The sequence below is a fragment of the Rhodococcus sp. 06-418-5 genome, assembly GCF_002258285.1.
GTDB lineage: Bacteria > Actinomycetota > Actinomycetes > Mycobacteriales > Mycobacteriaceae > Rhodococcoides.
On record NZ_NOYE01000037.1, the window covers coordinates 509,285 to 532,773 of the forward strand.

Here is a 23,489-nt window from a genome sequence, read left to right on the forward strand (position 1 = left end):
TGCTTGCCGTGACGAAGGTATTGAACTCTCTCCCGGTCGGCGAACGAATCGGCATTGCATTCTCCGGCGGTCTCGACACCTCGGTGGCTGTCGCGTGGATGCGCGAGCACGGGGCGATCCCCTACGCGTACACGGCCGACATCGGCCAGTACGACGAGCCGGACCTGTCCGATGTGCCCGAGCGCGGCCTGGCCTACGGGGCCGAGCAGGCGCGGCTCATCGACTGCCGTGAGCCGCTCGTCGAGGAGGGTTTGGCGGCACTGACCTGCGGCGCGTTCCACATTCGCTCGTCACTGCAGACGTACTTCAACACCACCCCGCTCGGCCGCGCAGTCACCGGAACCATGCTGGTGCGCGCGATGGCCGAGGACGGCGTCTCGATCTGGGGCGACGGATCGACGTACAAGGGCAACGACATCGAGCGGTTCTACCGTTACGGCCTGCTCGCCAACCCGCAGCTGCGGATCTACAAGCCCTGGCTCGACGAGGCGTTCGTCGCCGAGCTCGGCGGTCGGCACGAGATGTCGCAGTGGCTCACCCAGCGCACGCTCCCCTACCGTGACTCGGCAGAGAAGGCCTACTCCACCGACGCCAACATCTGGGGCGCCACCCACGAGGCGAAGAAGCTCGAATACCTCGACACGTCACTCGAGATCGTCAGCCCCATCATGGGCGTTCGGTTCTGGGACCCCGAGGTGGACATCGCGCCCGAGGAGGTCACCGTCGAGTTCGAGAGGGGTCGACCGGTCCGGATCAACGGCAAGAGCTTCGACAGCCCCGTCGACCTCGTCATGGAAGCCAACGCGATCGGTGGGCGCCACGGCCTCGGCATGAGCGATCAGATCGAGAACCGCATCATCGAAGCCAAGAGCCGCGGCATCTACGAGGCTCCCGGAATGGCACTTCTGCACATCACCTACGAGCGCCTCGTCAACGCCATCCACAACGAGGACACCGTCGCCTCGTACCACAACGAAGGCCGTCGACTCGGCCGTCTGCTGTACGAGGGACGCTGGTTCGATCCGCAGGCACTGATGCTGCGCGAGGGCCTGCAGCGGTGGGTCGGCAACGTCGTCAGCGGCAGCGTGACACTGCGACTGCGCCGCGGCCAGGACTTCACGATCGTCGACACCCAGGGCAGCAACTTCAGCTACCACCCCGAGAAGCTGTCCATGGAACGCAGCCAGGGCCAGGCGTTCTTCCCCGGCGACCGCATCGGTCAGCTCACGATGCGCAACCTCGACATCGCCGATTCACGCAGCAAGCTCGAGCAGTACGCCGCGCAGAACCAGCTCACGGCCTGGGGCGAACTGATCGGCGAACTGCCCGCAGGCGGAGCCGACGCCATCGCCGCCAGCGGCCCCGACGGCTCCGTGGACTCCTCGGCACTCGACCACGCCGCCATCGAGTCCGGTACCGACTAGCTGCTCCTGCCTCGCCGAACTCGAAGTTATGGACGGATTTCCGCCGATTTCCGTCCACAACTTCGAGTTCGGCTACTCCTCGGGCTCCGTCAAACCCTCGTGCTCGTCGCGCTCCGCCCATTCGAGTAGCTCGTCGATCGCGAACACCGCATCGTCGATGCCCGCGTGCAGGTCCCCCAACTCGGCGAATCTGGCCGGCACCGTGAACATCGTGAACTCGCGCGGATCGACGTCGGCAACCTCGTCCCACGAAATCGGCGTCGACACCGTCGCCTGCTGATTCCCGCGCACCGAATACGCGCTGGCGATGGTGTGATCGCGGGCGTTCTGGTTGTAGTCGACGAACAGTTTCGACGGGTCGCGGTCCTTGCGCCACCACGTCGTCGTCACGTCCTCGGGTGCGCGGCGCTCGACCTCACGCGCGAAAGCCAGTGCAGCCCTTCGCAAGTCCTTGAATCCATGAGCCGGGTCGATCCGAACGTAGATGTGCAGACCGTGCCCACCGGAGGTCTTGGGCCAGCCGACGGCCCCCAGATCTCCCAGCACCTCCTGAACGACCCCGGCGACACGTCGGACCCGGTCGAAGGAACAGTCGGGCATCGGATCGAGGTCGATGCGCCACTCGTCGGGCATCTCGACGTCGGCGCGGCGGCTGTTCCACGGATGGAACTCCACGGTCGACATCTGCACCGCCCAGGCCACGTGCGCCAGTTCGGTCACGCACAGCTCGTCCGCGGTGCGGTTGTAGCGGGGAAACGTCACCTGCACGGTCTCGAGCCACGGCGGCGCGCCGTTCGGCACCCGCTTCTGGTGCACCTTGTCACCGGCCAGTCCCTTGGGAAAGCGATGCATCATGCACGGGCGCTCCCGAAGCGCCCGCACGATGCCGTCGCCCACGCTCAGGTAGTAGTTCACCAAATCCAGCTTGGTGGCTCCGCTTTCGGGGAAGTACACACGCTCGGGGTTGGAGATGCGGACGATGCGGTCACCGACCGGTAACTCGATCGACGGAGAGCTACTGGCCATGAGGTCGAGGGTAGGCGATCAAGAACGAAGCGTGATGCCGTATCGGTCGCGTTTGCGATAGATGGTCGCTCGACTCATCCCGAGTTCCTCGACCGCGTCGTTCATGGTGATGCCGGGGCGAGAGAGCACGCGGATCATCTCGTCGCGCTCGAACGTCTCGATGCGGGTGAGCCGATGAGTGGTGCGCGAGAGCACCTCCGGCGGTAGATGGTGGACTCCGATGACGTCGGCGCGGACGGCTGCCTTGTGCATCACCGTGGCCAGCTCACCGACGTTGCCCGGCCATGGATGTTCGCGCAGCGCTCGCTCGGCAGCGGGGGTGAGCGTGACCTGGCGGCCGCGTACTCGACCGGCCAGATGGAGGGCGAGCGGGGCGATGTCGTCGGGCCTGTTTCGCAGCGGCGGTACCTCGACCACGGTGCGCAGCAGTCCCGCGAGTGCCGGGGCCACGTCGTCGTAATTCGACGCCGTGACGGTGACGGGTACGCCGTGGCCGGCGCGGCGGATCAGTTCGGCGAGGGCGTCGGCTGCACGCGCGGGAAGCCTGTCGACATCGCGGATGATCACTGCCGTATCGGGTTTCGGCAGCTCGGGCGTCCAGAGGTCGAGCCAGGCGTCGACGTCGCGGGCTGCTGGTGCTCCGGCGCTGAGGATGCGGCCGCGCGGGCGTGCCGCGCGCAGTGCGCGAGCGAGCACGGTGGCCCGGCCCGATCCCGGCTCACCGACCATGAGAACCGAACCATGTTCGGCCAGAGCAGCTTCCGCAGACCCCAGTGCACTACGCCAGCCAGTTGAAAGGTCGTCGAGTATGCCCGATCTCGGCCCGCTGTGAGCGGTCTCGACCCGGAACACCTCACCACGCGGAGCAGGCCGTGGATGCTGACCCTGTGCCCGCGCGAGCATCATCGCCGAGGTGTTGCCTGCCGCCGACTGCGCAAGGGCCAGAAGCAGATCCGACGACGACTCCGACCAGGTGGTCAGATTGACGCAGCCCTCCACCCTGCCGGTGAGGGGATCGAGGACCGGCGCAGCCGCGCACGTGTAGCCGGCGAGCGAGAGCGAGTAGTGTTCGTCCGCCCTCACCACTGCGGGCACCTGATCCGCCAGCGCCAGCGCCAGGCCGTTGGTACCGGCCTGGTCCTCCGCATACGAGAAGCCGGGCGCCAGATGCACACGGTCGAGCGCGGCCAGCAGATCGCGATCGGCGCTGACTCGGTCCAACACGAGACCGTCGGCGTCGGTGAGCATCATCGACACCGGTTCGTTCGCCAACGTGTCGCGCAAACCGTTGAGCACCTCGCGGCCGCATCGGTAGAACAGGGACTCGTCGTCGTAGGTTCCCGAGAAGACCGGAGCAACCTCGTCGAGCGACACCCCGTACCGCTGGCTTCGGTGCCAGGACGCGAGGAGCCGATGCGAGACGGCAGCGAGCGGCTCCGAGTGGAGTCGGGCTCGCGAGAGACCCCCGGAATCTGCCATGTGATCCAGGTTACATTCGCATGTCGCCATCTGTGCCGGGGCAGCGTCTCGAATTGAGACGCCGAGGCCACGACGCCGGCTCGATTCGGACCTACCGTCGTTCCCATAACGACGTGACGCACGTCACGTATCGCACCATCCGGGAGGCACACCGCATGTACACCAAGAATGGCGAGAAGTTCTTCATCGTCGACGCTCACATCGCTCTGTGGGACGCGCGGGAGCAGAACCAGCGCAACATCCACGGCAAGCAGTTCATCGACTGCTTCTACGACTACCACCGCAACCTCTCCCCCGAGAGCGAACTGTGGACGTACGACGAGTACCTCTACCAGGGTGGCGAGCGCCTGATGCACGACCTGTTCGAGGTCGGCTACGTCGATCACGCCATCTTCCAGCCCGCCCACCTCGGCGAGTTCTACAAGAACGGGTTCGGACAGACCGAGGAGGCGTCGGCGTTGGCCGCCGCGCACCCGGACAAGCTGACCTACAACCACCACTTCGATCCGCGCAACGGCGAACGTGGCCTCGACCAGCTGCGAGCCGACGCCGAGCGCTTCGGACTCAAGGGCGTCAAGCTCTACACCGCCGAGTGGCACGGCGATTCCCGCGGCTACAAGCTCGACGACGACTGGACGCGGCGCTACCTCGAGGTCTGCCGCGAAGTCGGCATCAAGAACATCCACGTGCACAAGGGACCGACGATCCGTCCGCTCGATCGAGATGCGTTCGACGTAGCGGATGTCGACCACGTGGCCACCGACTTCACCGATCTGAACTTCGTCGTCGAGCACTGCGGACTGCCCCGGCTCGAGGACTTCTGCTGGATCGCGACCCAGGAACCCAACGTGTACGCCGGTCTCGCGGTGGCCATTCCGTTCATGCACACACGTCCGAAGTACTTCGGCCAGATCATGGGTGAGCTGCTGTACTGGCTGGGCGAGGACCGCATCTTCTTCTCCTCCGACTACGCACTGTGGACGCCCAAGTGGCTGGTCGAAGGATTCGTCGACTTCCAGATCCACGAGTCCCTCGACGAATACGCTCCCATCACGCTCGAGCAGAAGAAGAAGGTGCTCGGACTCAACGCCGCCAAGCTCTACGACATCGAGGTCCCTGCAGAGCTGCAGCTGCCCGACGCCGACGAGACCGAGACCGGACCGCGTCAGCCCGAGCGCGCCGACCTCGCGGCGGTGTGAGATGACGACTGCCACGACCACCAGGAAGGACGAGGCCTACGCCGCCCTCGGTGTCGTCCTGGATCCCGAATTGGACGAGCCCATCACCGATCTCGGCTTCGTCCGATCCCTCGAGGTCGACGAGAGCACCGTCCACGTTCATCTGCGGTTGCCCACGTCGTTCTGCTCGCCGAACTTCGCGTACCTCATGTCGGGGGATGCGAAGGACGTGCTGGCGGCACTGCCGTGGACCGAGCATGTTCTCGTCGAACTTGACGATCACCACGACTCGGACAAGATCAACGCCGGCCTCGCCGCCGACGCGGGATATCGAGGCACCTTCGGCCACGAAGCCGAGGAGGACCTCGAGGAATTACGAGCGACGTTCCGCCGCAAGGCGTATGTGGCGGCGATGGAACGTTCTCTCCAGGGATGGCTGCGAGCGAATCCCGGTGCGACCGAGAACGACTTGGCCGCAGTGGTTCTCGGAGATCTTGCGGACGATCGCACGTCGACCGCTCTGCTTCGTCGCCGCGAGGCACTCGGGCTGAGAATCGACCCGGCCGCTCCGGCTCTGGTCGACCACACCGGTCGCCCACACACCGGTGATCTGACGATGGTGATGCGACGCGCCCGCGCCACCCGCGTCTCGATCGACGGCAACGCGCACTTCTGTCGTGGGTTGCTGCAGACTCGCTACCCCGGCGCGGAAGAACAGCAAGTCCCTCGCGAGGAGGGCGCGTTCATCCCCCTCACCTCCCTCACCGTCCAGCACACCACAACACAGGAGCAGTCACGATGAGCACGATGCGCGCCGTCCAGGTGGTCGGGTATCACAAGAATCTGGAGATGACCGAGGTACCGATTCCCGAGGTTCGAGGCCCTCTCGACGTGATCGTGAAGATCGGCGGGGCAGGCGTGTGCCGCACCGATCTGCACATCCTCGAAGGCCAGTGGGCCGAGAAGTCCGGTGTCACACTGCCGTACACGATCGGACACGAGAACGCCGGATGGGTGCACGCGGTCGGTTCGGCCGTCACCAACGTCCGCGAGGGCGACAAGGTGATCCTGCACCCGTTGGTCACGTGCGGACTGTGTCGGGCATGCCGGTCCGGTGACGACGTGCATTGCGAGAGCAGTGATTTCCCCGGGATCGACACCAACGGCGGGTACGCGGACTATCTGCGGACCAACGCCAGGACAGTGGTGAAGATCGACGAATCACTCGAACCGTCCGCGGTGGCAGCGCTGGCCGATGCGGGCCTGACGGCGTACCACGCCGCCGCCAAAGCGGCCCGGCGGCTGACTCCACGCGACAAATGCGTCGTCATCGGTGCAGGCGGCCTCGGCCACATCGGTATCCAGGTGCTCGAGGCGCTGTCGCCCGCAGAGCTCATCGTCATCGACCGCAACGCCGATGCCGTCAAGCTCGCCCTGACTCTCGGTGCCGATCACGCGGTGGTCGCCGACGGCAGCCAGATCGACCAGGTCATGGAGCTCACGGGCGGATTCGGAGCCGAGGTCGTTCTCGACTTCGTCGGCGAAAATGGCTCCACCGCAGAGGGATTGGCCATGACCAGGCGTGCAGGCGACTACCACGTGATCGGCTACGGCGAGAACGTCGACGTGCCGACCATCGACCTGGTGTCGGCGGAGAAGAACATCGTCGGCAACCTCGTCGGGTCCTACAACGACCTGTGCGATCTGATGTCTCTCGCCGCGCGCGGTGCCGTGAACCTGCATACGCAGACCTACGCACTGGACGACTTTCAGAGTGCCATCGACGACCTCGACAACGGACGGGTTCGCGGCCGCGCGATTCTCGTACCCTGAAATCGGGTAGTAACCACCGACACAACCCCAACAACGAGGAGCAACGTTGATCTTCATCACCGCCAAGTTCAAGGTCAAGCCCGAGCACGCCGACAACTGGCCCGAGATTTCGCGCGACTTCACCGAAGCCTGCCAGGCCGAGGAGGGGTGCCTCTGGTACTTCTGGTCACGCACCCTCGACGACCCGACCGAGTACGTCCTGGTGGAGGCCTTCAAGGACCCCGACGCCGGTGCGACACACGTGAACTCGGATCACTTCAAGCAGGCGCAGAAGGATCTCCCGCCGTACCTGCAGGAGACACCGAAGATCATCAGCCAAGAGGTCGACGGCACCGACTGGAACGAACTGGGCGAACTCGCCGTCGACTAGATCGTTCTAGCTCCGTTCTCGATCCCGGACCACCTGGCCCAGCGTCACGACCGCGTCGGCGAACTGTCCCGGCAGTTCCTGCGGCGGGTTGTGGCCGCAGTCGATCTGCCGAACGTCGATCAGATCGGTGAAGTGCGCCGCGTGGTCCGGGCTGCCGTACAGCGAGGCAACGGTGTCCTCGGTCGGATCGATCACGATCGTGGGCACCGTGATCCTCGGTTGCTCGGTCAGCGATTCCTGCGTCGCTGCATAGGCCGGGTCCCCGGCCTCGACGCCGTAGCGGTGGCGGTAGGAATGCACGGACACGTCCACGAAGTCGGGGTTGTCGAACGAGGGTGCGGTGGCCGCGAACTCGGAATCACCGAACCGCCAGGTCGGCGACCAATCCGTCCACAGTGTCTGTGCGATCTCTGCGCGATGGGCCGCGAGCCCGACCCGGCCCCGCTCGGAGTGCAGGTAGTACTGATACCAGTACCGCTTCTCGAGATGCGGCAACACCGGCGTCGACACCGCCGCTTCGATGTCCTGGACCAGGTATCCGGACACGCTCACCAAGCCCGACACCAACTCCGGCCACATCGCGGCGACGACGCACGCCGCTCGCCCACCCCAGTCGTAGCCGGCGACGATGGGCTCGTTCAGTTCCAGCGCGAGAATCAACTCACGCAGGTCGTGGCCGATCGCGGCCTGCTCACCGGATCGCATCGTGTCGGCGTCGACGAACCGGGTCGGTCCGAAGCCCCGCAGATACGGCACCACCACGTCGTATCCGGATTCGGCGAGCAGCCTGGCGACGTCGTCGTAACCGCGTGGGTCGTACGGAAACCCGTGTAGCAGCACCACCGAGGGACCGGACGGATCGCCGACGCGGTCGAACTCCACATCCAACACTCCTGCGCGAATCATCATGGGTCCATGCTCGCATTGCGGTGGCGGTATGCGCCGAGGGTCAACTGCTCAGCACGTCCTGCATGCCGGGCGCGAGAACGTCGGACAGGTCGGTCCATGGGACGGTGATCGTGATGAGGCCGATGCCATAGGCCCCCACCTGGTAGTCACCGAAGTGAATGTTCATCCCCTCCGGTGATGCGGTCCAGTTGCCGAAGTCGGCCACCGTCGGCTCGATGCCCGAGCGCTCGAAGTTCTCGCCGGCCCGGGTGGTCGGAAGAATCTTCGCCGCTTGCTCGGACAACCTCGACAGACCCGCATCGAGATCGGTGAACGCGTTATCGAGGGTGATCGGCTGCGCGGTGTCGACGTCGATCGTCACGGTCGAGATCAGCGAATCACCATGGGCGCCGGCAGGCACGGCGATCCAGTCGGTGATCTGTTCGGAACTGATCACGCGCCTACCGACGTAGGTGGAGCTCGGCGTGTAGCCGTCGCCGAGGGCGAAGTCCTGTCCGTCGTGGCCGTCGATCAAGTCCTGCAAGGCCGCCCGCATCGACTCGTTGAACTCCGCCGTCACAGCGGGATCCCCACCACTGAGCTGCGGAATGGCGACATCGTAGGTTGCATGTTCCGTGGATCCGGTGACCCGAGTGCTGCCGACGACGTACGACTCGGCGGCATTCGACGTGGTGGGAGGAGTTGTACTCGTCGGCTCGGCGCGCTCGGTCGTGGCCGGTGCATCGGAGGTCGTCGGCGCGGACGCGGGCGTGGCGGTTCCCGAAGTGGAACAACCCGCGAGGGCCGCTGTCAGGGCAAGGGCGGCAACCATCGAGCGAATGCGAGTCATGACCGACCCTAACCACTGCGCGTCGACTCACTCAACAGGAAACAACTGCGGAGCACCGACTCCGCAGCTAGCGTCGAACCGTTCGGTTCGTCTCGACCGGCCACGTTTCGGAGGGAGTTCGATGAGAACCAGGAGCATCATCACCAATCTGCGCGTGCCGAACGTGGACGCGGCCAAGTCGTTCTACACCGAGTTTCTCGGTCTGCGTTCGGAGGAGTTCGACATGGGCTGGGTTGCACGGCTGACGTCGCCCGACCGCCCGGTCAGCGTTCAACTCGTAACCGAAGATGCCAGCGCACCGGAGGATTCGGTGATGTCGGTGCACACCGACGATGTCGACGGCGCGTACACCGAAGCCCAGAAGTTGGGCTACGAGATCGTGTATCCGTTGACGACCGAACCGTGGGGTGTTCGCCGGTTCTTCGTTCGCGCTCCCGACGGCAACGTCATCAACATCGCGTATCACCGGGACTGACTGCTTCGAATCGGGTGCAGCAGACCGCGCCAGGCGCGGCCCATTGCACCCGATTCGAACGCGAAAAAGCCCGACCCCGCAGAGCGGAGTCGGGCTTTTTCAGCGAGGGGCTGGACTCAGAAGTCCATGCCGCCCATGCCACCGGTCGGATCGCCTGCGGGCGCTCCGGCCTTCTCGGGCTTGTCGGCGACGACGGCCTCGGTGGTGAGGAACAGAGCCGCGATGGACGCTGCGTTCTGCAGTGCCGAGCGGGTGACCTTGACCGGGTCGTTGATGCCTGCAGCGAGCAGGTCCTCGTACTCGTTGGTCGCGGCGTTGAGGCCGTGACCGGCGGGCAGGTTGGAGACCTTGTCCGCAACGACGCCGGGCTCGAGGCCTGCGTTGAATGCGATCTGCTTGAGCGGAGCGGACAGCGCGACGCGAACGATGTTCACGCCGGTTGCCTCGTCACCGTCGAGCTTGAGGTTGTCGAGTGCGGGCGCTGCCTGGAGCAGTGCCACGCCGCCACCGGCGACGATGCCTTCTTCGACGGCTGCCTTGGCGTTGCGCACGGCATCTTCGATGCGGTGCTTGCGCTCCTTGAGCTCGACCTCGGTTGCCGCTCCGGCCTTGATGACTGCAACGCCACCGGCCAGCTTGGCCAGGCGCTCCTGCAGCTTCTCGCGGTCGTAGTCGGAATCGGAGTTCTCGATCTCGGCGCGGATCTGGTTGACGCGACCGGCGATGGCGTCGGAATCTCCCGAGCCCTCGACGATGGTGGTCTCGTCCTTGGTGATGACGACCTTGCGTGCCTGACCGAGCAGCTCGAGTCCGGCGGTCTCCAGGGAGAGGCCGACCTCCTCGCTGATGACCTCGCCGCCCGTGAGGATGGCGATGTCGGCGAGCTGAGCCTTGCGGCGGTCACCGAATCCGGGAGCCTTGACGGCCACGGACTTGAAGGTGCCACGGATCTTGTTCACCACGAGGGTGGAGAGAGCTTCGCCCTCGACGTCCTCGGCGATGATGACGAGCGGCTTGCCGGACTGGATGACCTTCTCCAGCAGCGGCAGCAGGTCCTTGACGGTGCTGATCTTGGAGCTGACGAGCAGGATGTACGCGTCTTCGAGGACGGCTTCCTGACGCTCTGCATCGGTGGCGAAGTACGCCGAGATGTAGCCCTTGTCGAAGCGCATGCCCTCGGTGAGCTCGAGCTGCAGGCCGAAGGTGTTGGACTCCTCGACCGTGATGACGCCTTCCTTGCCGACCTTGTCCATGGCCTCGGCGATGAGCTCGCCGATGGACGGGTCGCCTGCGGAGATGCCAGCGGTAGCAGCGATCTGCTCCTTGGTGTCGATCTCCTTGGCGGACGCGAGCAGCGACTCGGTGACGGCTGCAACAGCCTTCTCGATGCCGCGCTTGAGGCCGAGCGGGTTCGCGCCGGCTGCGACGTTGCGCAGGCCTTCACGGACGAGTGCCTGAGCGAGAACGGTAGCGGTGGTGGTGCCGTCGCCTGCGACGTCGTCGGTCTTCTTGGCGACCTCCTTGACGAGCTCGGCACCGATCTTCTCGTAGGGATCTTCGAGCTCGATCTCCTTGGCGATGGAAACACCATCGTTGGTGATCGTGGGAGCTCCCCACTTCTTCTCGAGTACGACGTTGCGACCCTTGGGGCCCAACGTCACCTTTACTGCGTCGGCGAGGGCATTGAGGCCTCGCTCGAGGCCACGGCGTGCCTCTTCGTCGAACGCGATGATCTTGGCCATTGCGAAGTGATCCTCCGGATTGGGGGTGACACATTGCTGGCCGAGCTCGGTGCCCGCGACGGACGACCAGGGGTGTCGTTGATTCCCCGGCCTCACCGTGTCCCGACCTGGCACTCACGTGTCGAGAGTGCCAACTGCATTTCTAGCACTCGACCATGGCGAGTGCAAGGTCGTCCGCCGGGAGCGAACCACCGCCACCCCCGTGCCCGACGCCACCGCGCGGCGGCTGTCGCGAGCAGATGCTCACCTTTGCACGGGCCCTTCACACACTGTTCACATCCGTGGCCATTGTTAACATTCGGCATCTTCCGCACGAACGCCGAACGCTAATATCGTTCTGGGACAGTAGTTTTCACGTCATTTCAATTCGGACATACCCCCACAAAAGCGACAGTAAGGATCGAAACATGTCCGATACGGTCGACACCTCGTACGACAATTCGGCGATGGATCACGAGGAGGAGGGCTACCACAAGGGCCTCAAACCTCGTCAGTTGCAGATGATCGCGATCGGCGGCGCAATCGGCACCGGCCTGTTCCTCGGCGCGGGCGGACGCCTCGCCAGTGCCGGCCCCGGCCTGTTTCTCGCCTACGCCCTGTGCGGCATCTTCGTCTTCTTCATCCTGCGTGCACTCGGCGAGCTGGTCCTGCATCGCCCGTCGTCGGGCAGCTTCGTGTCCTACGCGCGCGAGTTCTTCGGCGAGAAGGCTGCGTTCGTCGCGGGCTGGATGTACTTCCTCAACTGGGCGATGACGGCCATCGTCGACGTCACGGCCATCGCGACGTACATGCACTACTGGGGCAGCTTCGAGGTGATCCCGCAGTGGGTCATCGCACTGATCGCCCTCGTCATCGTCATGTCCATCAATCTCGTCTCGGTCCGCTGGTTCGGTGAGATGGAGTTCTGGGCGGCGATGATCAAGGTCGTCGCGCTGGTGACCTTCCTCATCGTGGGCATCGTGTTCCTCGCCGGCCGCATTCCGGTGGGCACCGAGGTGCCGGGTATCAACCTCATCACCGACAACGGCGGCTTGTTCCCGTCCGGAGCATGGCCACTGGTGATCGTGATCTCGGGTGTCGTGTTCGCCTATGCTGCAGTGGAATTGGTGGGGACGGCTGCGGGTGAGACCGAGAACCCGGAGAAGATCATGCCGCGGGCGATCAACTCGGTCATCGCTCGTATCGCACTGTTCTACGTCGGCTCGCTGGTATTGCTGGCCGTGCTGATGCCGTACACCGCGTACCAGTCCGGGACGTCGCCGTTCGTGACGTTCTTCTCGAGCATCGGCCTGGGCGGCGCGGGCACCATCATGAACATCGTGGTGCTCACCGCCGCGTTGTCGAGCCTGAACGCCGGGCTGTACTCGACGGGCCGCATTCTGCGCTCGATGGCGATGAACGGCAGCGCGCCGGAGTTCACCAAGAAGATGACCAAGGGCGGCGTACCGTTCGGCGGCATCCTGCTCACCTGCTTCATCACGCTGTTCGGCGTCGCCCTCAACGCGATCGCCCCGGGCGAGGCCTTCGAGATCGTGCTTAACATGTCCGCGCTCGGCATCATCGCCAGCTGGGCGACCATCGTGCTGTGCCAGATACAGCTGTTCCGCTGGTCCAAGAAGGGCATCCTCGAACGGCCCAAGTTCCGGTTGTTCGGTGCGCCGTACACCAGCTACGCAACCCTGGTGTTCCTGTTCGGCGTGCTGGTGCTGATGGCGTTCGACGCCCCGATCGGCAGCTGGACCATCGCCACCCTGGTGGTCATCATCCCCGCGCTGATCGGCGGCTGGTTCCTGGTGCGCACCAAGGTGCTCGCCGTCGCCGAGGAACGCCTCGGCTACACCGGTCAGTACCCGGTGGTGGCGAACCGTCCGGTCGACCCGGAGGAGTGAACCCGTGAGCGAAGGCCCCACACCGACTCGGTGTGGGGCCTTCGTCGTGTCGCGGTCAGGAAAACTTGAGCCAGCGCGATCGGCTGAACGGCGATCGGCGCGGCGGCGGTTCGGGAACTCCCGCTTTCACTGCTGCCGCCACCGCATCGCTGAGCTCGGCGCAGGTTCGGAAGCGATCCGCCGGGTCCTTCGCCAGCGCGCGTGCGACCACGGCGTCGAGGCCCCGAGGCAACGAGCGTCGACGCCGCGTCACCGACGGCGGCTCGGCCGTGAGGTGTGCAGCGGTGATGGCCAACGGCGTGGCCAGCGGATACGGCGTCCGGCCGGTCGTCAGTTCGACGAGCGTGGCCCCCAGACCGTAGACGTCGGTCTGCGCACTGAGCACTCCCCCGCGCAGCAGCTCCGGTGCCGCGTACGGGATGGATGCCATCACCGTCCCACCCGCAGCGAGCGGAGTCGCGTCCCCCAGTAGGCGTGCAATTCCCCAGTCGGACAACATCACCTGCTCGTAGCCGTCGATTCGCTCGGTGGAGACGAGAATGTTGGCCGGCTTGACGTCCCGATGCACGACGCCCTGCGAGTGGGCGTAGTCGAGCCCTTTGGCCACCTCGGCGACGATGCGCGCCACCCGGGACACTTCGAGAGCGATCTGTCCGCGGGCGACCAGCCGCGCGGCGCTGTAGCCGTCCACGTAGTGCATCGACATCCACAACTGGTGCTCGAACTCACCGTGCTCGTGCACCGACACGATGTTCGGGTGCACCAGTTGCGCGGCGACGGCCGCTTCCATCCGAAACTTGTTGCGCAAGCTCGGCGATCGAGACGCGTCCCGGTCCAGGATCTTGAGGGCCTCGAGCCGATCGTGGCCGCGTCCGAGAACCAGATACACCTCGCTCATGCCCCCGACGCCGAGGCGGCGCTGCACCCGAAATCCCGCGAACTCCGAACCCGGCTGCAATCGCATCGTCATGGAATCGCCTGCCGCACAGGCCTACTCGCGCCGCCGTAACCGACGGGTGACACGATCGGACACGTCCGCAGCATCGACAGAACTGTAGTCCGTTCCAGGGCTCGAGGCGACTCGGCAGTTTCGCCACCAGCGCCGATGTCGTTTATGGTGATTACCGGTACTTGACCGAAACAAGAGAAAAAGAACGGCAAACCGATAACGGTCAGCCGATTACGGTGACTCGAGTTGTAAGGAAGTCAAGTAAGTGAAAGCAGTAAAAGAAGCGTGGGGCGGCCTGCTCAAGCCCGTCTTCGTTCCCGCGTCGATCGTCATCTTCGCCATGATCGCCTTCTCGGTGATCTACGCCGGAACCGCCGCAGATGCGTTCGATCGACTCAATTCGGCCATCACAGCCGGTGTCGGGTGGTGGTACATCCTGGCGACCACCGGATTCGTGCTCTTCGCGCTGTACTGCGGCTTGAGCAAGGTCGGAAACATTCGCCTCGGTCGCGACGACGAGAAGCCCGAGTTCGGCGTCCTCTCGTGGTTCGCCATGCTGTTCAGCGCAGGCATGGGCATCGGCCTGGTGTTCTACGGCGTCGCCGAGCCGCTCTCGCACTACGTGACGCCACCCGAGGCGGGCGGCGTTCCCGGTAGCACCGACCCCGCTGCACGACAGGCGATGGAGCTCACCCTCTTCCACTGGGGCCTGCACGCCTGGGCAATCTACGTCGTGGTCGGCCTCGGACTGGCGTACATGACGTACCGCAAGGGACGCCCGCTGTCGGTACGTTGGCTGCTCGAGCCGCTTTTGGGGCGCAAGCGCATCGAGGGTGGCATCGGCCACGCGATCGACGCCGTCGCCATCGTCGGCACATTGTTCGGCGTTGCCACCTCGCTCGGATTCGGTGTGCAACAGATCTCGGCCGGCCTCGAATACCTGGGTTGGGTCGATACCAACAACTGGGTGACGGTCATCATCATCGCCGGAGTCACCGGTCTCGCGACGTTTTCCGTCGTGTCCGGCGTCTCACGAGGACTCAAGTGGCTCTCCAACATCAACATGGGGATGGCCGCAGCTCTGGCCGTCTTCGTTCTGATTGCCGGACCGAGCCTGTTTCTCATGCAGTCCTGGGTGCAGAACCTCGGCGGCTACATCCAGGCATTGCCGGAGTTGATGCTGCGCACATCACCGTTCTCCGACGACGGCTGGACCGGCGACTGGACCATCTTCTACTGGGGCTGGTGGATGAGCTGGGCACCGTTCGTCGGCATGTTCATCGCGCGTATCTCCCGCGGACGCACCATCCGCGAATTCGTGTTCGGAGTGCTGCTGGCACCGACGATCATCGGATCCCTGTGGTTCACGATCTTCGGTGATGCCGGCATCCTGCGTCAGCGTGAGAACGGCGACCTGTTGGTCGACGGTGCCGTCGACACCAACACGAGCCTGTTCCAGCTGCTCGACACGTTGCCTTTGGCGACGATCAGCAGCGTGCTGGCGATCTTCGTCATCGTGTTCTTCTTCGTGACATCCTCCGACTCCGGCTCGCTGGTCATCGACATCCTCTCCACCGGCGGCGACCTCGAACCGCCGAAGATCACCCGCGTGTACTGGTCGATTCTCGAAGGCGTGGCGGCGACGGTTCTGCTCCTCATCGGCGGAACAGGGTCGCTGACGGCGCTGCAAACGATGTCGATAGCCACGGCCGTGCCGTTCTCGATCATTCTGGTGCTCGCCTGCGTGTCGATGCTCAAGGCCTTCCGCTACGACGTCGCCACCACCCCGCGGTACGTGCGCGTGACCGCAACGCCGGAGGTCGCGGACAAGGAGCCGGACCCAGCTGGGTCGACAACGCGCAAGAGGGCGGCGGCAGGCATCTCGAGCACGTTCTCCGGCCTGACCCCGTCACGCGAGGGCCTCACGGCGCCCGCTCGCAACGGGACCGTCGTACTGGCAGTGCACGAGGTGCCCAACGAACAGCTCGAGGTTCATCCCGAAACCGGGGCGGTCGAGTACTCCGGAGACAATGCTCCGGTCGACCCACTCGGCGGCGAAGTCTTCGACACGCAGGAGTTCGCCGACTCGGCCGAGGGCCAGAAGGACAGCAACCACACCGACTGACCGATCGATCCACCTCTGGCCCTCGCGACGCCGTCGCGGGGGTCAGAGGTTTTTCGAAGCCCAGTCGGTCAGAGCCTCCAACGACGGCAGCAGCGCCTCTCCGGACGTCGTCAGGCTGTAGCCGACGGAGATGGGTGGCCCGTCGTCGACGGTGCGCGCCACCAGGCCCGCCTTGCCGAGTTCGCCCAGTCGCTCCGACAACACCGAGTCACTGATGCCACCGACCGCGCGGCGAAGGTCCGAGAACCCCATCGGCCCGTTCATCAGCGTCGCGAGAAGAATTCCGTTCCATCTCTTGCCGAGGAAGCCGAAGGCTTTGGTCAGCGCCCCGTCGCAGGCACGAGGGTCGTGAGGCTGCTCGCTGGTGACCATACGTCCACCTTACCGAGGTGCTACAGTCCGCCTTGCTGCTTCTGAATTACTAGTGGCCTCGGATATGAAAGAAGGGCCCATGTTCATCGCAACCGTCGTCGTCTCGGTTCTGCTCGCCGTCGCGCTCACGTTCTCCGCCATCGGGAAACTGACGAAGAATCCTTCCGTCGTTCCGATGCTCGAGCAGGTCGGCGTCCCCGCCGACAAGATTCCCTGGCTCGCCTACGTGGAAATTCTCGGAGCCGTCGGGTTGCTGGTCGGATTGGCCGTCTGGCCCATCGGCGTCGCAGCCGCGGTCGGCGTCATCCTCTACTTCGTCGGAGCCGTTGCCGCCCATCTTCGCGCCAAGGACAGGGAATTCGCACCCGCCGCCGGACTGGCCGTGTTCGCGGTCGTCGCGCTGGTGCTACGGGTGCTCAGCGCCTGACCAGTCGTAATCCATCTGGCTCGCGGTGGCGAGAGCATGATCCGCTCCCGCCCACCGCGCGACCAGGTGCAACGCCAGATCGAGACCGGCGCTGATACCCGCCGAGGTCGCCAGATCGCCGTGGTCGATGTATCGAACGGCCTCGTGGACGACGAGGGCAGGCCATCGAGCGGACAGTTGCTCCAGATCCTCCCAGTGCGTGGTGACCGGGCGTGTGTCGAGCAAACCCGCTGCGGCGAGCACGAACGCACCGGTGCACACCGACGCGACCAACTCCGCACCGGGCCGAGTGCGCTGCAACCACTCCAGCACTCGGGCGTTCTTCTCGACGGCATCGACGACACCGCCGGGAATCACGACGACGTCGTATCCCCGCGGATCGTCGATCGTGGTGTCCACCCCGATCCTCATTCCACCCCTGGCGACGACCGGCCTGTCATCGATCCCCACGAGACTCACCTCGAAAGGTCGTGCACTCCCGGCACGGTCGGCCACTCGATTCGCCACCGAGAACACCTCGAACGGCCCGCAGGCATCGAGTACCTCGACATCGTCGAACAAGACAATTGCAACGCTTCTGCTCATACCCTGACTTTCAGCTGCTCGTGGTCGACACGATGACGGGCACCATCACCGCGGCCATCACCGCAGCGTTCACATCCGAGACGGCCTTGCGCACAGCCGCGCCTGCCCATTCCCCCTCGGCGACCTGCTTCGCCCTCTGTTTCAGCAGCTTCTTGTCCGCATCCACTATCACCTTGTGCGTCAGGTCCACCGCCGAGATCAACGAGATCAGCGCAGCCGTGTGGGGCGACGGCGTCGTCCCGTCGACGAGCGCGCCGCGTAGGGAATCTCGCAACCCCTTCTCGTGCGAGGTGTCACGAGCAGGCCACGTCGTGGTCGGGAACAGCCCCAACACCTTGGCCTTGTTCTCGGCGACGAAACCCTGGGCCACCAACCGAGCGATCAACTCCTTCGACAGATTCTTCTGCGACTTCTCGATCACCTTCTGCGGCTTCATCGGCCGCGACGCCGATGCCACGAGATCGAACACTCGACGCAGCAGGACGTCGGCTGGGGGCGCTCCTGCAACGACCACGTGATCTTTCTTCGTCTGCTCGCCGGGGCCGGTGATGCGCAACGATCCACCCATCGCGAGCTCGACCACCAGGGCACCTGCCAGCACCCGCGGTAACTTCGTGCTGTCGGCCAGCGGTTTGCCCGAGTCGTCGTCGAGCAACAGCAACAGGAGGTCCTCTGCGATCAAGGTCATGACGCGAGGCTACCCAGGATGTACGCGTAGTTGTGAGCCACCAGTTGCTCGAGAATCGCTATGTCCACATCGGCGAGCTTGTTCACGTACAGGCAACCTGCGCCTCGCTTGTGCTTGCCCAAGCGTTCGAGCAGTGAATCCGATTCCGGGGCGTACGTCGCGCCGTACACCGACAGATTCGCCTTACGTGGGGAGAACCCCACGACGAGACTCTCGCCCCGACGGCCACTGCCCGTCGTGTAACGGTAGGCACCGAAACCCACCATCGTCGGCCCCCACATCACCGCCGGCTGCCCGGTCACCCGACCCATCATCTCGGCCAGGGCTAGACCGTCCGCGCGGCGAACCGGATGTTCGACAGCGGCCAGAAAATCCTCGGCCGGTACATCGGTGGGTCGAGTCAGGTTCTCGTTCAATTGATCAGGGCCTGCCAGTTCGACGGCACCCGCTCACGCGGCCCGGGCACCGTCTGATCGAGCGGATGATGTTGCGGCGGAGCCAGTTCGGGGCCGTCGTACATCTGCTCGTCGGCATAGTTGTAGAACCAGTCCTCGCCGGGCTCGTAACTGCGCACGAACTGGTGCCGGGTGGACTCCGCATGCTTACTGGCGTGCTGCGACGGTGAGGAATCGCAACACCCGATATGGCCGCACTGCGCGCACCGACGCAGATGCACCCACCACCCTTGCGTTTGCGTGCACTCCACACAGCCCGGGCCCGACGGTGGGACCTTCGGGTCGATGCCTTCGATGGTCATGTTGCCTCCTCTGTGGCCGGGTCGACGGGCAGCCGAACGATGAACCGTGTGTCGCCCGGTTCGGACACCACTCGCAGATCACCCTGGTGCTTCTTCACCACGATCCGCCACGAGATGTCCAGACCGAGACCCGTACCTTCGCCGACCGGTTTGGTGGTGAAGAACGGCTCGAAGATCCGCGACCGAATCTCCTGCGGCACACCGGGTCCGGTATCACAGATCTCGATCTGAACCTGATCCTCGTCCAACGATGTCCGCACCGTCAACACCCCCTTCTCTTTCGGGGTCGTTCCTGCAGGCTCCACTCCCGCGCCTGCCATCGCCTGCACGGCATTGTCGATCAGGTTCGTCCACACCTGGTTGAGTTCGGCTGCGTAGACCGGGATGGGCGGAACCGCGGGGTCGTAGTCCTTCACCACCCGAATCTCGTCACCGATCTTGCGGCCCAACATGATCAAAGTGCTGTCGAGCAATTCCCGCACGTCGACGGTCTGGTACGGCGCGCGGTCCATCTGCGAATACTGTTTCGCTGCACCGACGAGCGTGGAGATGCGCGTGGTCGAATCCGCGATCTCGTTCATCAACAGCTCGGTTTCGACGGTGTAGTTGAGCCACCGGATCGCACCCTCCAGCATCGTCGGATCGTCCACCGTCGCAGCAACCTTGTCGAGCCACGGCACATCCAGACCGGCCGAGACGAACGTCGGAGCCAGATCCCAACCGTCGCCGATACCCTTGTCCTCGAACCATTCTCCGAGTTCGTCCTCGCGGTCCGACGCCTCCATCGCGGTCAGCTTCGGAGCCTTGGCCACCAACTCCACGGCCTGGTTCTGCAGTCCGACCAGATGCGCCATGCTGCCGCGATCGAGAGTGCCGCCGGCGATCATCGCCAACTTCTGCCGCATGTGCGCCACCCGATTCCGCAACGCCGACGTAGCCCGCACCGCAGCGGCTGCCGGATTGTTCAGCTCGTGCGTCAACCCGGCAGACAGAGAACCCAACGCCAACAGGCGTTCTCGTTGTTCCACTATCTGCTTGGTGTTCTGATTGCCGAAGAACAGACCCTCGAGCAGGTGCAGCGCCATCGGGAACCATTCCCGCACGATGGACGCGAAGCACTCGGCGTCGAGCACGAAGAACCGCGAGCGCTCGGTCACCCGCATCGAACCCTGGTACGTCTGCGGCACCCGATCACCCAGGTACGCCTGCCACGCACCCGCGTACACCCCCCGCTGGGAGGTCCGGTTGACCACCAGATCCTCCCCGCCCGAGAGCTTCGAGAGCACGACGGCACCGTCCATCAACACGTAGAAGCACGTCGCCGGATCGCCCTCCGCATACACCGGCCCGGGTTCGATCGTTTCGATGCGTCCGTCCCGACACAGCTCCGCCAGCTGCGAGTCGGAGAGATGCTCGAACAAGAACAGAGTCCGCAACTCCTCCGGATCACACGCAAGCCCACTCTGGTCACTCCGCGGGCTCCGCTCCTGCGCGCTCACGGGTTCGCCAGATATCTGTGCACCAACATCACGGCCATTGCTCCCTCTCCCACTGCCGACGCGACGCGTTTGGCCGAGTCGGATCGAACGTCACCGGCCGCGAAGACGCCGGGCACACTCGTCTCGAGGTGATGCGGCAGGCGAGTCGGCGTCCACCCGGCAGGTCCACGTCCATCGGTGACGAGATCCGGCCCGGTGACCACGAATCCATGGTCGTCCCGCACGAGTACCCCGTCGAGCCACTCGGTGCGCGGCGCCGCCCCGATGAACAGGAACAGATACTGCGCGTCGACGGTCGTCGTCTCGTCGGTTGCCCGGTTCCGCAGCGTGATCGACTCGAGGTGACCGTCGCCCGACACGCCCGCGACCTCGGTGCACGGCCGAACGCTGATCTTCGGATTCTCTTCGATCTGTTTGATGAGGTAGTACGACATCGACGCTTCGAGGGAAGACGCTCTGATCAGAATGGTCACCGACTTGGCCCCGCGCGAGAGATACACCGCCGCCTGACCGGCCGAGTTCGCGCCGCCGACGATGTAGACGTCCTGCTCGGCACAGCGCGCTGCCTCGGTCATCGCCGATCCGTAGAACACGCCGCGTCCGGTGAAGTCGTCGATTCCCGGTGCGTCCAGCCTGCGATAGGCGACACCGGTGGACAGGATGATCGTCTGTGCACTGATGCTGCGGCCGTCGGCGAACCGTACGGTGCGCGCGGCACCGTTGGTTTCCAGGCCGACGACGTCCTGGGTGGTGACCACCTCGGCACCGAACTTGAGCGCCTGCCGCCGTGCCCGCTCGGCCAGCTGTGCACCCGACACCCCGTCGGGAAAGCCCAGGTAGTTCTCGATGCGCGAACTCTGACCGGCCTGGCCGCCGGTTGCGGTCCGCTCGATCAGGGTCGTCCGCAGACCCTCCGACGCACCGTAGAGCGCAGCTCCCAGTCCCGCCGGTCCGCCGCCGATGACGACCAGGTCGTAGAACTCCTCGGACGGCGACACCGTCAACCCGAGCCGATTGCCGAGTTCGGCATCGGACGGTTCGATCAGCGCATCGCCCTCCGTGGTGATGACCACCGGCAACCGGCTGTCGTCCACGCCCGCGGCCGCCAGCAGCCGGGCACCCTCGGACTCGTCGGACATGTACCAGCGATACGGCAGCTGATTGCGAGCGAGGAACTCGCGGATCTCCGACGAGCGCGCGGACCAACGGTGGCCGATGATCTTGGTGTCCTCGACGGCCCGATGGTCGTAGGCACACCAGGCCTCCAGTTGGGCGTCGAGCACCGGATAGAGCTTCTCCTCGGGGGGATCCCACGGCTTGAGCAGGTAGTAGTCGAGGTCGATGACGTTGATCGCGTCGATCGCGGCGTCGGTGTCCGCGTACGCGGTCAGCAGGATGCGCCTGGCCGTCGGGAAGATGTCCATGGCCTGTTCGAGAAATTCCATGCCGCTCATCTGCGGCATCCGATAGTCGGCCAACAGTACGGCGACCGGGGTGCCGCGCAGCGCGAGTTCCTTCAGCGCGTCGAGCGCCCCGGAACCGGACTCCGCACGCACGATGCGGTACAGCTCGCCGTATCGGCGGCGCAGGTCGCGGGCGACCGAACGTGAAACCCCTGGATCGTCGTCGACGCTGAGAATGACCGGTTTCATGACCCTCCAGAACTGGTGCTCACCAACGACATGAGCATGCCACCGCGTCGCCCCGAATGGGAGGCAAGCAGTCCTGGAATCAGTGGGGTCAGATTCGGCCGCGCCTGATCAGATCGAGCTCCTGCGGGGTGAGGAGTCGTTCGAGCTTCTCGGCGGGCCAGGTGCGTGGGCTGCCGCTCATCCTGGCGGTCTTCAACAGCGGGAGATCTCTGCTGGTACGACGCATTATCGACTGTAATTTCACGGTGGATCACTCCGAACAATTTCTTCGTTGGTCCCGACACTCCGCTTGCTACATCGATCAGTGTCCGCCCGGTGTTAACGCCTCGGTGGGATCTCGTGCGGCGTTTCGCAGCTCGAGACAGTTTCCTCGGTCCTCGCTCGGGGTAAACGAGAGCACCAATCTACTGATCGGGGAACGATAGTGAACACGTCGGGAAATGTGGCCAGTTCCGTACAGAACAACGGAGCATTCGAGAAAGCGGCGCGAGCCGGCCACTTCGTCAGCGGAGTGCTGCACATTCTGATCGGATACATCGCGGTTCGGTTGGCATTCGGCCAGGCAGGTAATGCAGACCAGTCCGGTGCACTCGCCGAATTGGCCGACAAGCCCGGCGGGAGGATTGCGCTCTGGGTGGCGGTGGTCGCATTCGTGGCGCTGGCGCTGTGGCGCATCGTCGAAGCGATCGTCGGCAAGAAGTCCGACGCCGACGCAGGCAGTGCTATGGACCGTCTCAAGGCTGCCGCGCTGGCCGTCGTCTACATCGCGTTCGCTTTCTCGACCTACGGCTTCGCTACCGGCTCGGGCAAGTCGAGCGGGCAGCAGAACGCCGGCTGGTCGGCGCGATTGATGGAATCCGGCGGCGGCAAGCTCGTGCTCATTGCTGTCGCGCTGGTCGTCATCGGCGTCGGCGGATACCACGTCTACAAGGGCGTTTCGAAGAACTTCCTCGACGATCTCGAAGGCCACCAGAGCGGGGCCGTCGTCAAACTCGGCATCGCCGGATACGCCGCGAAGGGCACTGCCCTCGTCGGAGCCGGACTCCTCGTCGTGGTGGCCGTTGTGCAGTCCGATCCGTCGAAGGCCACCGGCATCGACGGTGCCCTCAAGACCCTCGGCTCACAGCCCTACGGTCAGCTTCTGCTGATCCTCGCCGGAGTGGGCATCGCGCTCTACGGGCTCTATGCCTTCGTACTGGCTCGCTTCGCTCGCATGTGAGCGGGAGTGGAGCCTGCGGAACGACCCCAGGTGAGCGGTACTTCGTAGTGGGCTACGAATTT

23 protein-coding genes are annotated in these 23,489 nt (G+C 64.8%); 10 read left to right on the forward strand and 13 right to left on the reverse strand.

The features are described from left to right. Positions 1–8 precede the first annotated feature (8 nt). A complete protein-coding gene (gene argG / locus CH274_RS27660; protein ID WP_045198790.1) occupies positions 9–1,424 on the forward strand; it encodes an argininosuccinate synthase in 1,416 nt (471 codons plus the stop codon). 72 nt (positions 1,425–1,496) lie between these two features. On the opposite strand, the gene ligD is transcribed toward argG, so the two are convergent. Continuing rightward, entirely contained in the window at positions 1,497–2,450 is a 954-nt protein-coding gene (ligD, locus tag CH274_RS27665) for a non-homologous end-joining DNA ligase (RefSeq protein ID WP_094659468.1), read from the reverse strand. An 18-nt stretch (positions 2,451–2,468) separates the two neighbouring features. Further along, positions 2,469–3,929 carry a GAF domain-containing protein gene (locus CH274_RS27670; RefSeq protein ID WP_094659617.1) on the reverse strand — a complete coding sequence of 487 codons (1,461 nt, stop codon included), beginning with the start codon at positions 3,927–3,929 and terminating at the stop codon, positions 2,469–2,471. 155 nt (positions 3,930–4,084) lie between these two features. Between CH274_RS27670 and CH274_RS27675 the strand changes: the two genes are divergently transcribed. From CH274_RS27675 to CH274_RS27690, 4 genes are read left to right on the forward strand one after another with little or no spacing between them, the layout of a single operon-like run. After that, entirely contained in the window at positions 4,085–5,128 is a 1,044-nt protein-coding gene (locus CH274_RS27675) for an amidohydrolase family protein (RefSeq protein WP_094659618.1), read from the forward strand. Between the two features lies 1 nt (position 5,129). Further along, positions 5,130–5,909, forward strand: coding sequence for an iron-sulfur cluster assembly protein (locus CH274_RS27680; RefSeq protein WP_094659469.1), 780 nt, complete (start codon positions 5,130–5,132; stop codon positions 5,907–5,909). A 5-nt stretch (positions 5,910–5,914) separates the two neighbouring features. After that, the gene (locus CH274_RS27685) at positions 5,915–6,940 is read left to right on the forward strand and encodes an NAD(P)-dependent alcohol dehydrogenase (protein WP_094659619.1); all 1,026 of its coding nucleotides are present in this window, start codon (positions 5,915–5,917) and stop codon (positions 6,938–6,940) included. 46 nt (positions 6,941–6,986) lie between these two features. After that, complete coding sequence (locus CH274_RS27690) at positions 6,987–7,310, forward strand: putative quinol monooxygenase (protein WP_027498443.1); 324 nt, start codon at positions 6,987–6,989, stop codon at positions 7,308–7,310. A gap of 6 nt (positions 7,311–7,316) precedes the next feature. Here the strand turns inward: CH274_RS27690 and CH274_RS27695 are convergent, their stop codons facing one another. Both CH274_RS27695 and CH274_RS27700 read right to left on the reverse strand, forming a co-directional pair. Further along, on the reverse strand, positions 7,317–8,219 hold the full coding sequence (locus tag CH274_RS27695; protein ID WP_094629784.1) for an alpha/beta fold hydrolase: 903 nt from the start codon (positions 8,217–8,219) through the stop codon (positions 7,317–7,319). Positions 8,220–8,259: 40 nt separating this feature from the next. Further along, the gene (locus tag CH274_RS27700) at positions 8,260–9,048 is read right to left on the reverse strand and encodes an RsiV family protein (RefSeq protein ID WP_094659470.1); all 789 of its coding nucleotides are present in this window, start codon (positions 9,046–9,048) and stop codon (positions 8,260–8,262) included. A 121-nt stretch (positions 9,049–9,169) separates the two neighbouring features. Here CH274_RS27700 and CH274_RS27705 point away from each other — a divergent pair, with 121 nt between their 5' ends. After that, complete coding sequence (locus CH274_RS27705) at positions 9,170–9,523, forward strand: VOC family protein (RefSeq protein ID WP_032393793.1); 354 nt, start codon at positions 9,170–9,172, stop codon at positions 9,521–9,523. A 116-nt stretch (positions 9,524–9,639) separates the two neighbouring features. Here CH274_RS27705 and groL read toward each other — a convergent pair whose 3' ends face one another. Then, positions 9,640–11,265, reverse strand: coding sequence for a chaperonin GroEL (gene groL, locus CH274_RS27710; protein WP_008713461.1), 1,626 nt, complete (start codon positions 11,263–11,265; stop codon positions 9,640–9,642). Positions 11,266–11,672: 407 nt separating this feature from the next. Between groL and CH274_RS27715 the strand changes: the two genes are divergently transcribed. Continuing rightward, the gene (locus CH274_RS27715) at positions 11,673–13,154 is read left to right on the forward strand and encodes an amino acid permease (protein ID WP_094659471.1); all 1,482 of its coding nucleotides are present in this window, start codon (positions 11,673–11,675) and stop codon (positions 13,152–13,154) included. 55 nt (positions 13,155–13,209) lie between these two features. Here CH274_RS27715 and CH274_RS27720 read toward each other — a convergent pair whose 3' ends face one another. Then, a complete protein-coding gene (locus CH274_RS27720; protein WP_094659472.1) occupies positions 13,210–14,124 on the reverse strand; it encodes a serine/threonine-protein kinase in 915 nt (304 codons plus the stop codon). A 244-nt stretch (positions 14,125–14,368) separates the two neighbouring features. Here CH274_RS27720 and CH274_RS27725 point away from each other — a divergent pair, with 244 nt between their 5' ends. Next, positions 14,369–16,228, forward strand: a complete 1,860-nt coding sequence (locus tag CH274_RS27725) for a BCCT family transporter (RefSeq protein WP_176459346.1) — start codon at positions 14,369–14,371, stop codon at positions 16,226–16,228. Between the two features lie 42 nt (positions 16,229–16,270). On the opposite strand, the gene CH274_RS27730 is transcribed toward CH274_RS27725, so the two are convergent. Further along, on the reverse strand, positions 16,271–16,600 hold the full coding sequence (locus CH274_RS27730) for a winged helix-turn-helix transcriptional regulator (protein WP_045198771.1): 330 nt from the start codon (positions 16,598–16,600) through the stop codon (positions 16,271–16,273). 79 nt (positions 16,601–16,679) lie between these two features. Here CH274_RS27730 and CH274_RS27735 point away from each other — a divergent pair, with 79 nt between their 5' ends. Further along, positions 16,680–17,027, forward strand: coding sequence for a DoxX family protein (locus tag CH274_RS27735; protein WP_094659473.1), 348 nt, complete (start codon positions 16,680–16,682; stop codon positions 17,025–17,027). Here CH274_RS27735 and CH274_RS27740 read toward each other — a convergent pair. The 6 genes from CH274_RS27740 to CH274_RS27765 are packed head-to-tail and all read right to left on the reverse strand — an operon-like array spanning position 17,007 to position 22,208. Then, positions 17,007–17,612, reverse strand: a complete 606-nt coding sequence (locus tag CH274_RS27740) for a DJ-1/PfpI family protein (protein WP_094659474.1) — start codon at positions 17,610–17,612, stop codon at positions 17,007–17,009. The genes CH274_RS27735 and CH274_RS27740 overlap by 21 nt on opposite strands. A 10-nt stretch (positions 17,613–17,622) precedes the next feature. After that, a complete protein-coding gene (locus CH274_RS27745) occupies positions 17,623–18,300 on the reverse strand; it encodes a GOLPH3/VPS74 family protein (RefSeq protein WP_094659475.1) in 678 nt (225 codons plus the stop codon). Further along, positions 18,297–18,716: a DUF1801 domain-containing protein gene (locus tag CH274_RS27750; protein WP_032393785.1), complete on the reverse strand. Its 420-nt coding sequence runs from the start codon at positions 18,714–18,716 to the stop codon at positions 18,297–18,299. Before CH274_RS27750 ends, CH274_RS27745 begins: the two co-directional genes overlap by 4 nt. Further along, positions 18,713–19,057 (reverse strand): UBP-type zinc finger domain-containing protein, encoded by a 345-nt coding sequence (locus tag CH274_RS27755; protein ID WP_045198761.1) that lies wholly within the window; start codon positions 19,055–19,057, stop codon positions 18,713–18,715. Before CH274_RS27755 ends, CH274_RS27750 begins: the two co-directional genes overlap by 4 nt. Then, positions 19,054–20,556: an ATP-binding protein gene (locus tag CH274_RS27760; RefSeq protein ID WP_094659476.1), complete on the reverse strand. Its 1,503-nt coding sequence runs from the start codon at positions 20,554–20,556 to the stop codon at positions 19,054–19,056. The genes CH274_RS27755 and CH274_RS27760 overlap by 4 nt, the downstream gene beginning before the upstream one ends. Next, positions 20,553–22,208, reverse strand: coding sequence for an FAD-dependent oxidoreductase (locus tag CH274_RS27765; RefSeq protein WP_094659477.1), 1,656 nt, complete (start codon positions 22,206–22,208; stop codon positions 20,553–20,555). Before CH274_RS27765 ends, CH274_RS27760 begins: the two co-directional genes overlap by 4 nt. A gap of 424 nt (positions 22,209–22,632) precedes the next feature. Here CH274_RS27765 and CH274_RS27770 point away from each other — a divergent pair, with 424 nt between their 5' ends. Next, a complete protein-coding gene (locus CH274_RS27770) occupies positions 22,633–23,427 on the forward strand; it encodes a DUF1206 domain-containing protein (RefSeq protein WP_373453950.1) in 795 nt (264 codons plus the stop codon). Positions 23,428–23,489 lie beyond the last annotated feature (62 nt).

Excerpts from the sequence above, each read along its gene's own strand:
- ligD (WP_094659468.1), bottom strand. The coding sequence starts at position 2,450 with ATGGCCAGTAGCTCTCCGTCGATCGAGTTACCGGTCGGTGACCGCATC.
- CH274_RS27670 (WP_094659617.1), bottom strand. The coding sequence starts at position 3,929 with ATGGCAGATTCCGGGGGTCTCTCGCGAGCCCGACTCCACTCGGAGCCG.
- CH274_RS27675 (WP_094659618.1), top strand. The coding sequence starts at position 4,085 with ATGTACACCAAGAATGGCGAGAAGTTCTTCATCGTCGACGCTCACATC.
- CH274_RS27680 (WP_094659469.1), top strand. The coding sequence starts at position 5,130 with ATGACGACTGCCACGACCACCAGGAAGGACGAGGCCTACGCCGCCCTC.
- CH274_RS27685 (WP_094659619.1), top strand. The coding sequence starts at position 5,915 with ATGCGCGCCGTCCAGGTGGTCGGGTATCACAAGAATCTGGAGATGACC.
- CH274_RS27695 (WP_094629784.1), bottom strand. The coding sequence starts at position 8,219 with ATGATGATTCGCGCAGGAGTGTTGGATGTGGAGTTCGACCGCGTCGGC.
- CH274_RS27700 (WP_094659470.1), bottom strand. The coding sequence starts at position 9,048 with ATGACTCGCATTCGCTCGATGGTTGCCGCCCTTGCCCTGACAGCGGCC.
- CH274_RS27705 (WP_032393793.1), top strand. The coding sequence starts at position 9,170 with ATGAGAACCAGGAGCATCATCACCAATCTGCGCGTGCCGAACGTGGAC.
- groL (WP_008713461.1), bottom strand. The coding sequence starts at position 11,265 with ATGGCCAAGATCATCGCGTTCGACGAAGAGGCACGCCGTGGCCTCGAG.
- CH274_RS27715 (WP_094659471.1), top strand. The coding sequence starts at position 11,673 with ATGTCCGATACGGTCGACACCTCGTACGACAATTCGGCGATGGATCAC.
- CH274_RS27720 (WP_094659472.1), bottom strand. The coding sequence starts at position 14,124 with ATGACGATGCGATTGCAGCCGGGTTCGGAGTTCGCGGGATTTCGGGTG.
- CH274_RS27730 (WP_045198771.1), bottom strand. The coding sequence starts at position 16,600 with ATGGTCACCAGCGAGCAGCCTCACGACCCTCGTGCCTGCGACGGGGCG.
- CH274_RS27735 (WP_094659473.1), top strand. The coding sequence starts at position 16,680 with ATGTTCATCGCAACCGTCGTCGTCTCGGTTCTGCTCGCCGTCGCGCTC.
- CH274_RS27740 (WP_094659474.1), bottom strand. The coding sequence starts at position 17,612 with ATGAGCAGAAGCGTTGCAATTGTCTTGTTCGACGATGTCGAGGTACTC.
- CH274_RS27745 (WP_094659475.1), bottom strand. The coding sequence starts at position 18,300 with ATGACCTTGATCGCAGAGGACCTCCTGTTGCTGTTGCTCGACGACGAC.
- CH274_RS27755 (WP_045198761.1), bottom strand. The coding sequence starts at position 19,057 with ATGACCATCGAAGGCATCGACCCGAAGGTCCCACCGTCGGGCCCGGGC.
- CH274_RS27765 (WP_094659477.1), bottom strand. The coding sequence starts at position 22,208 with ATGAAACCGGTCATTCTCAGCGTCGACGACGATCCAGGGGTTTCACGT.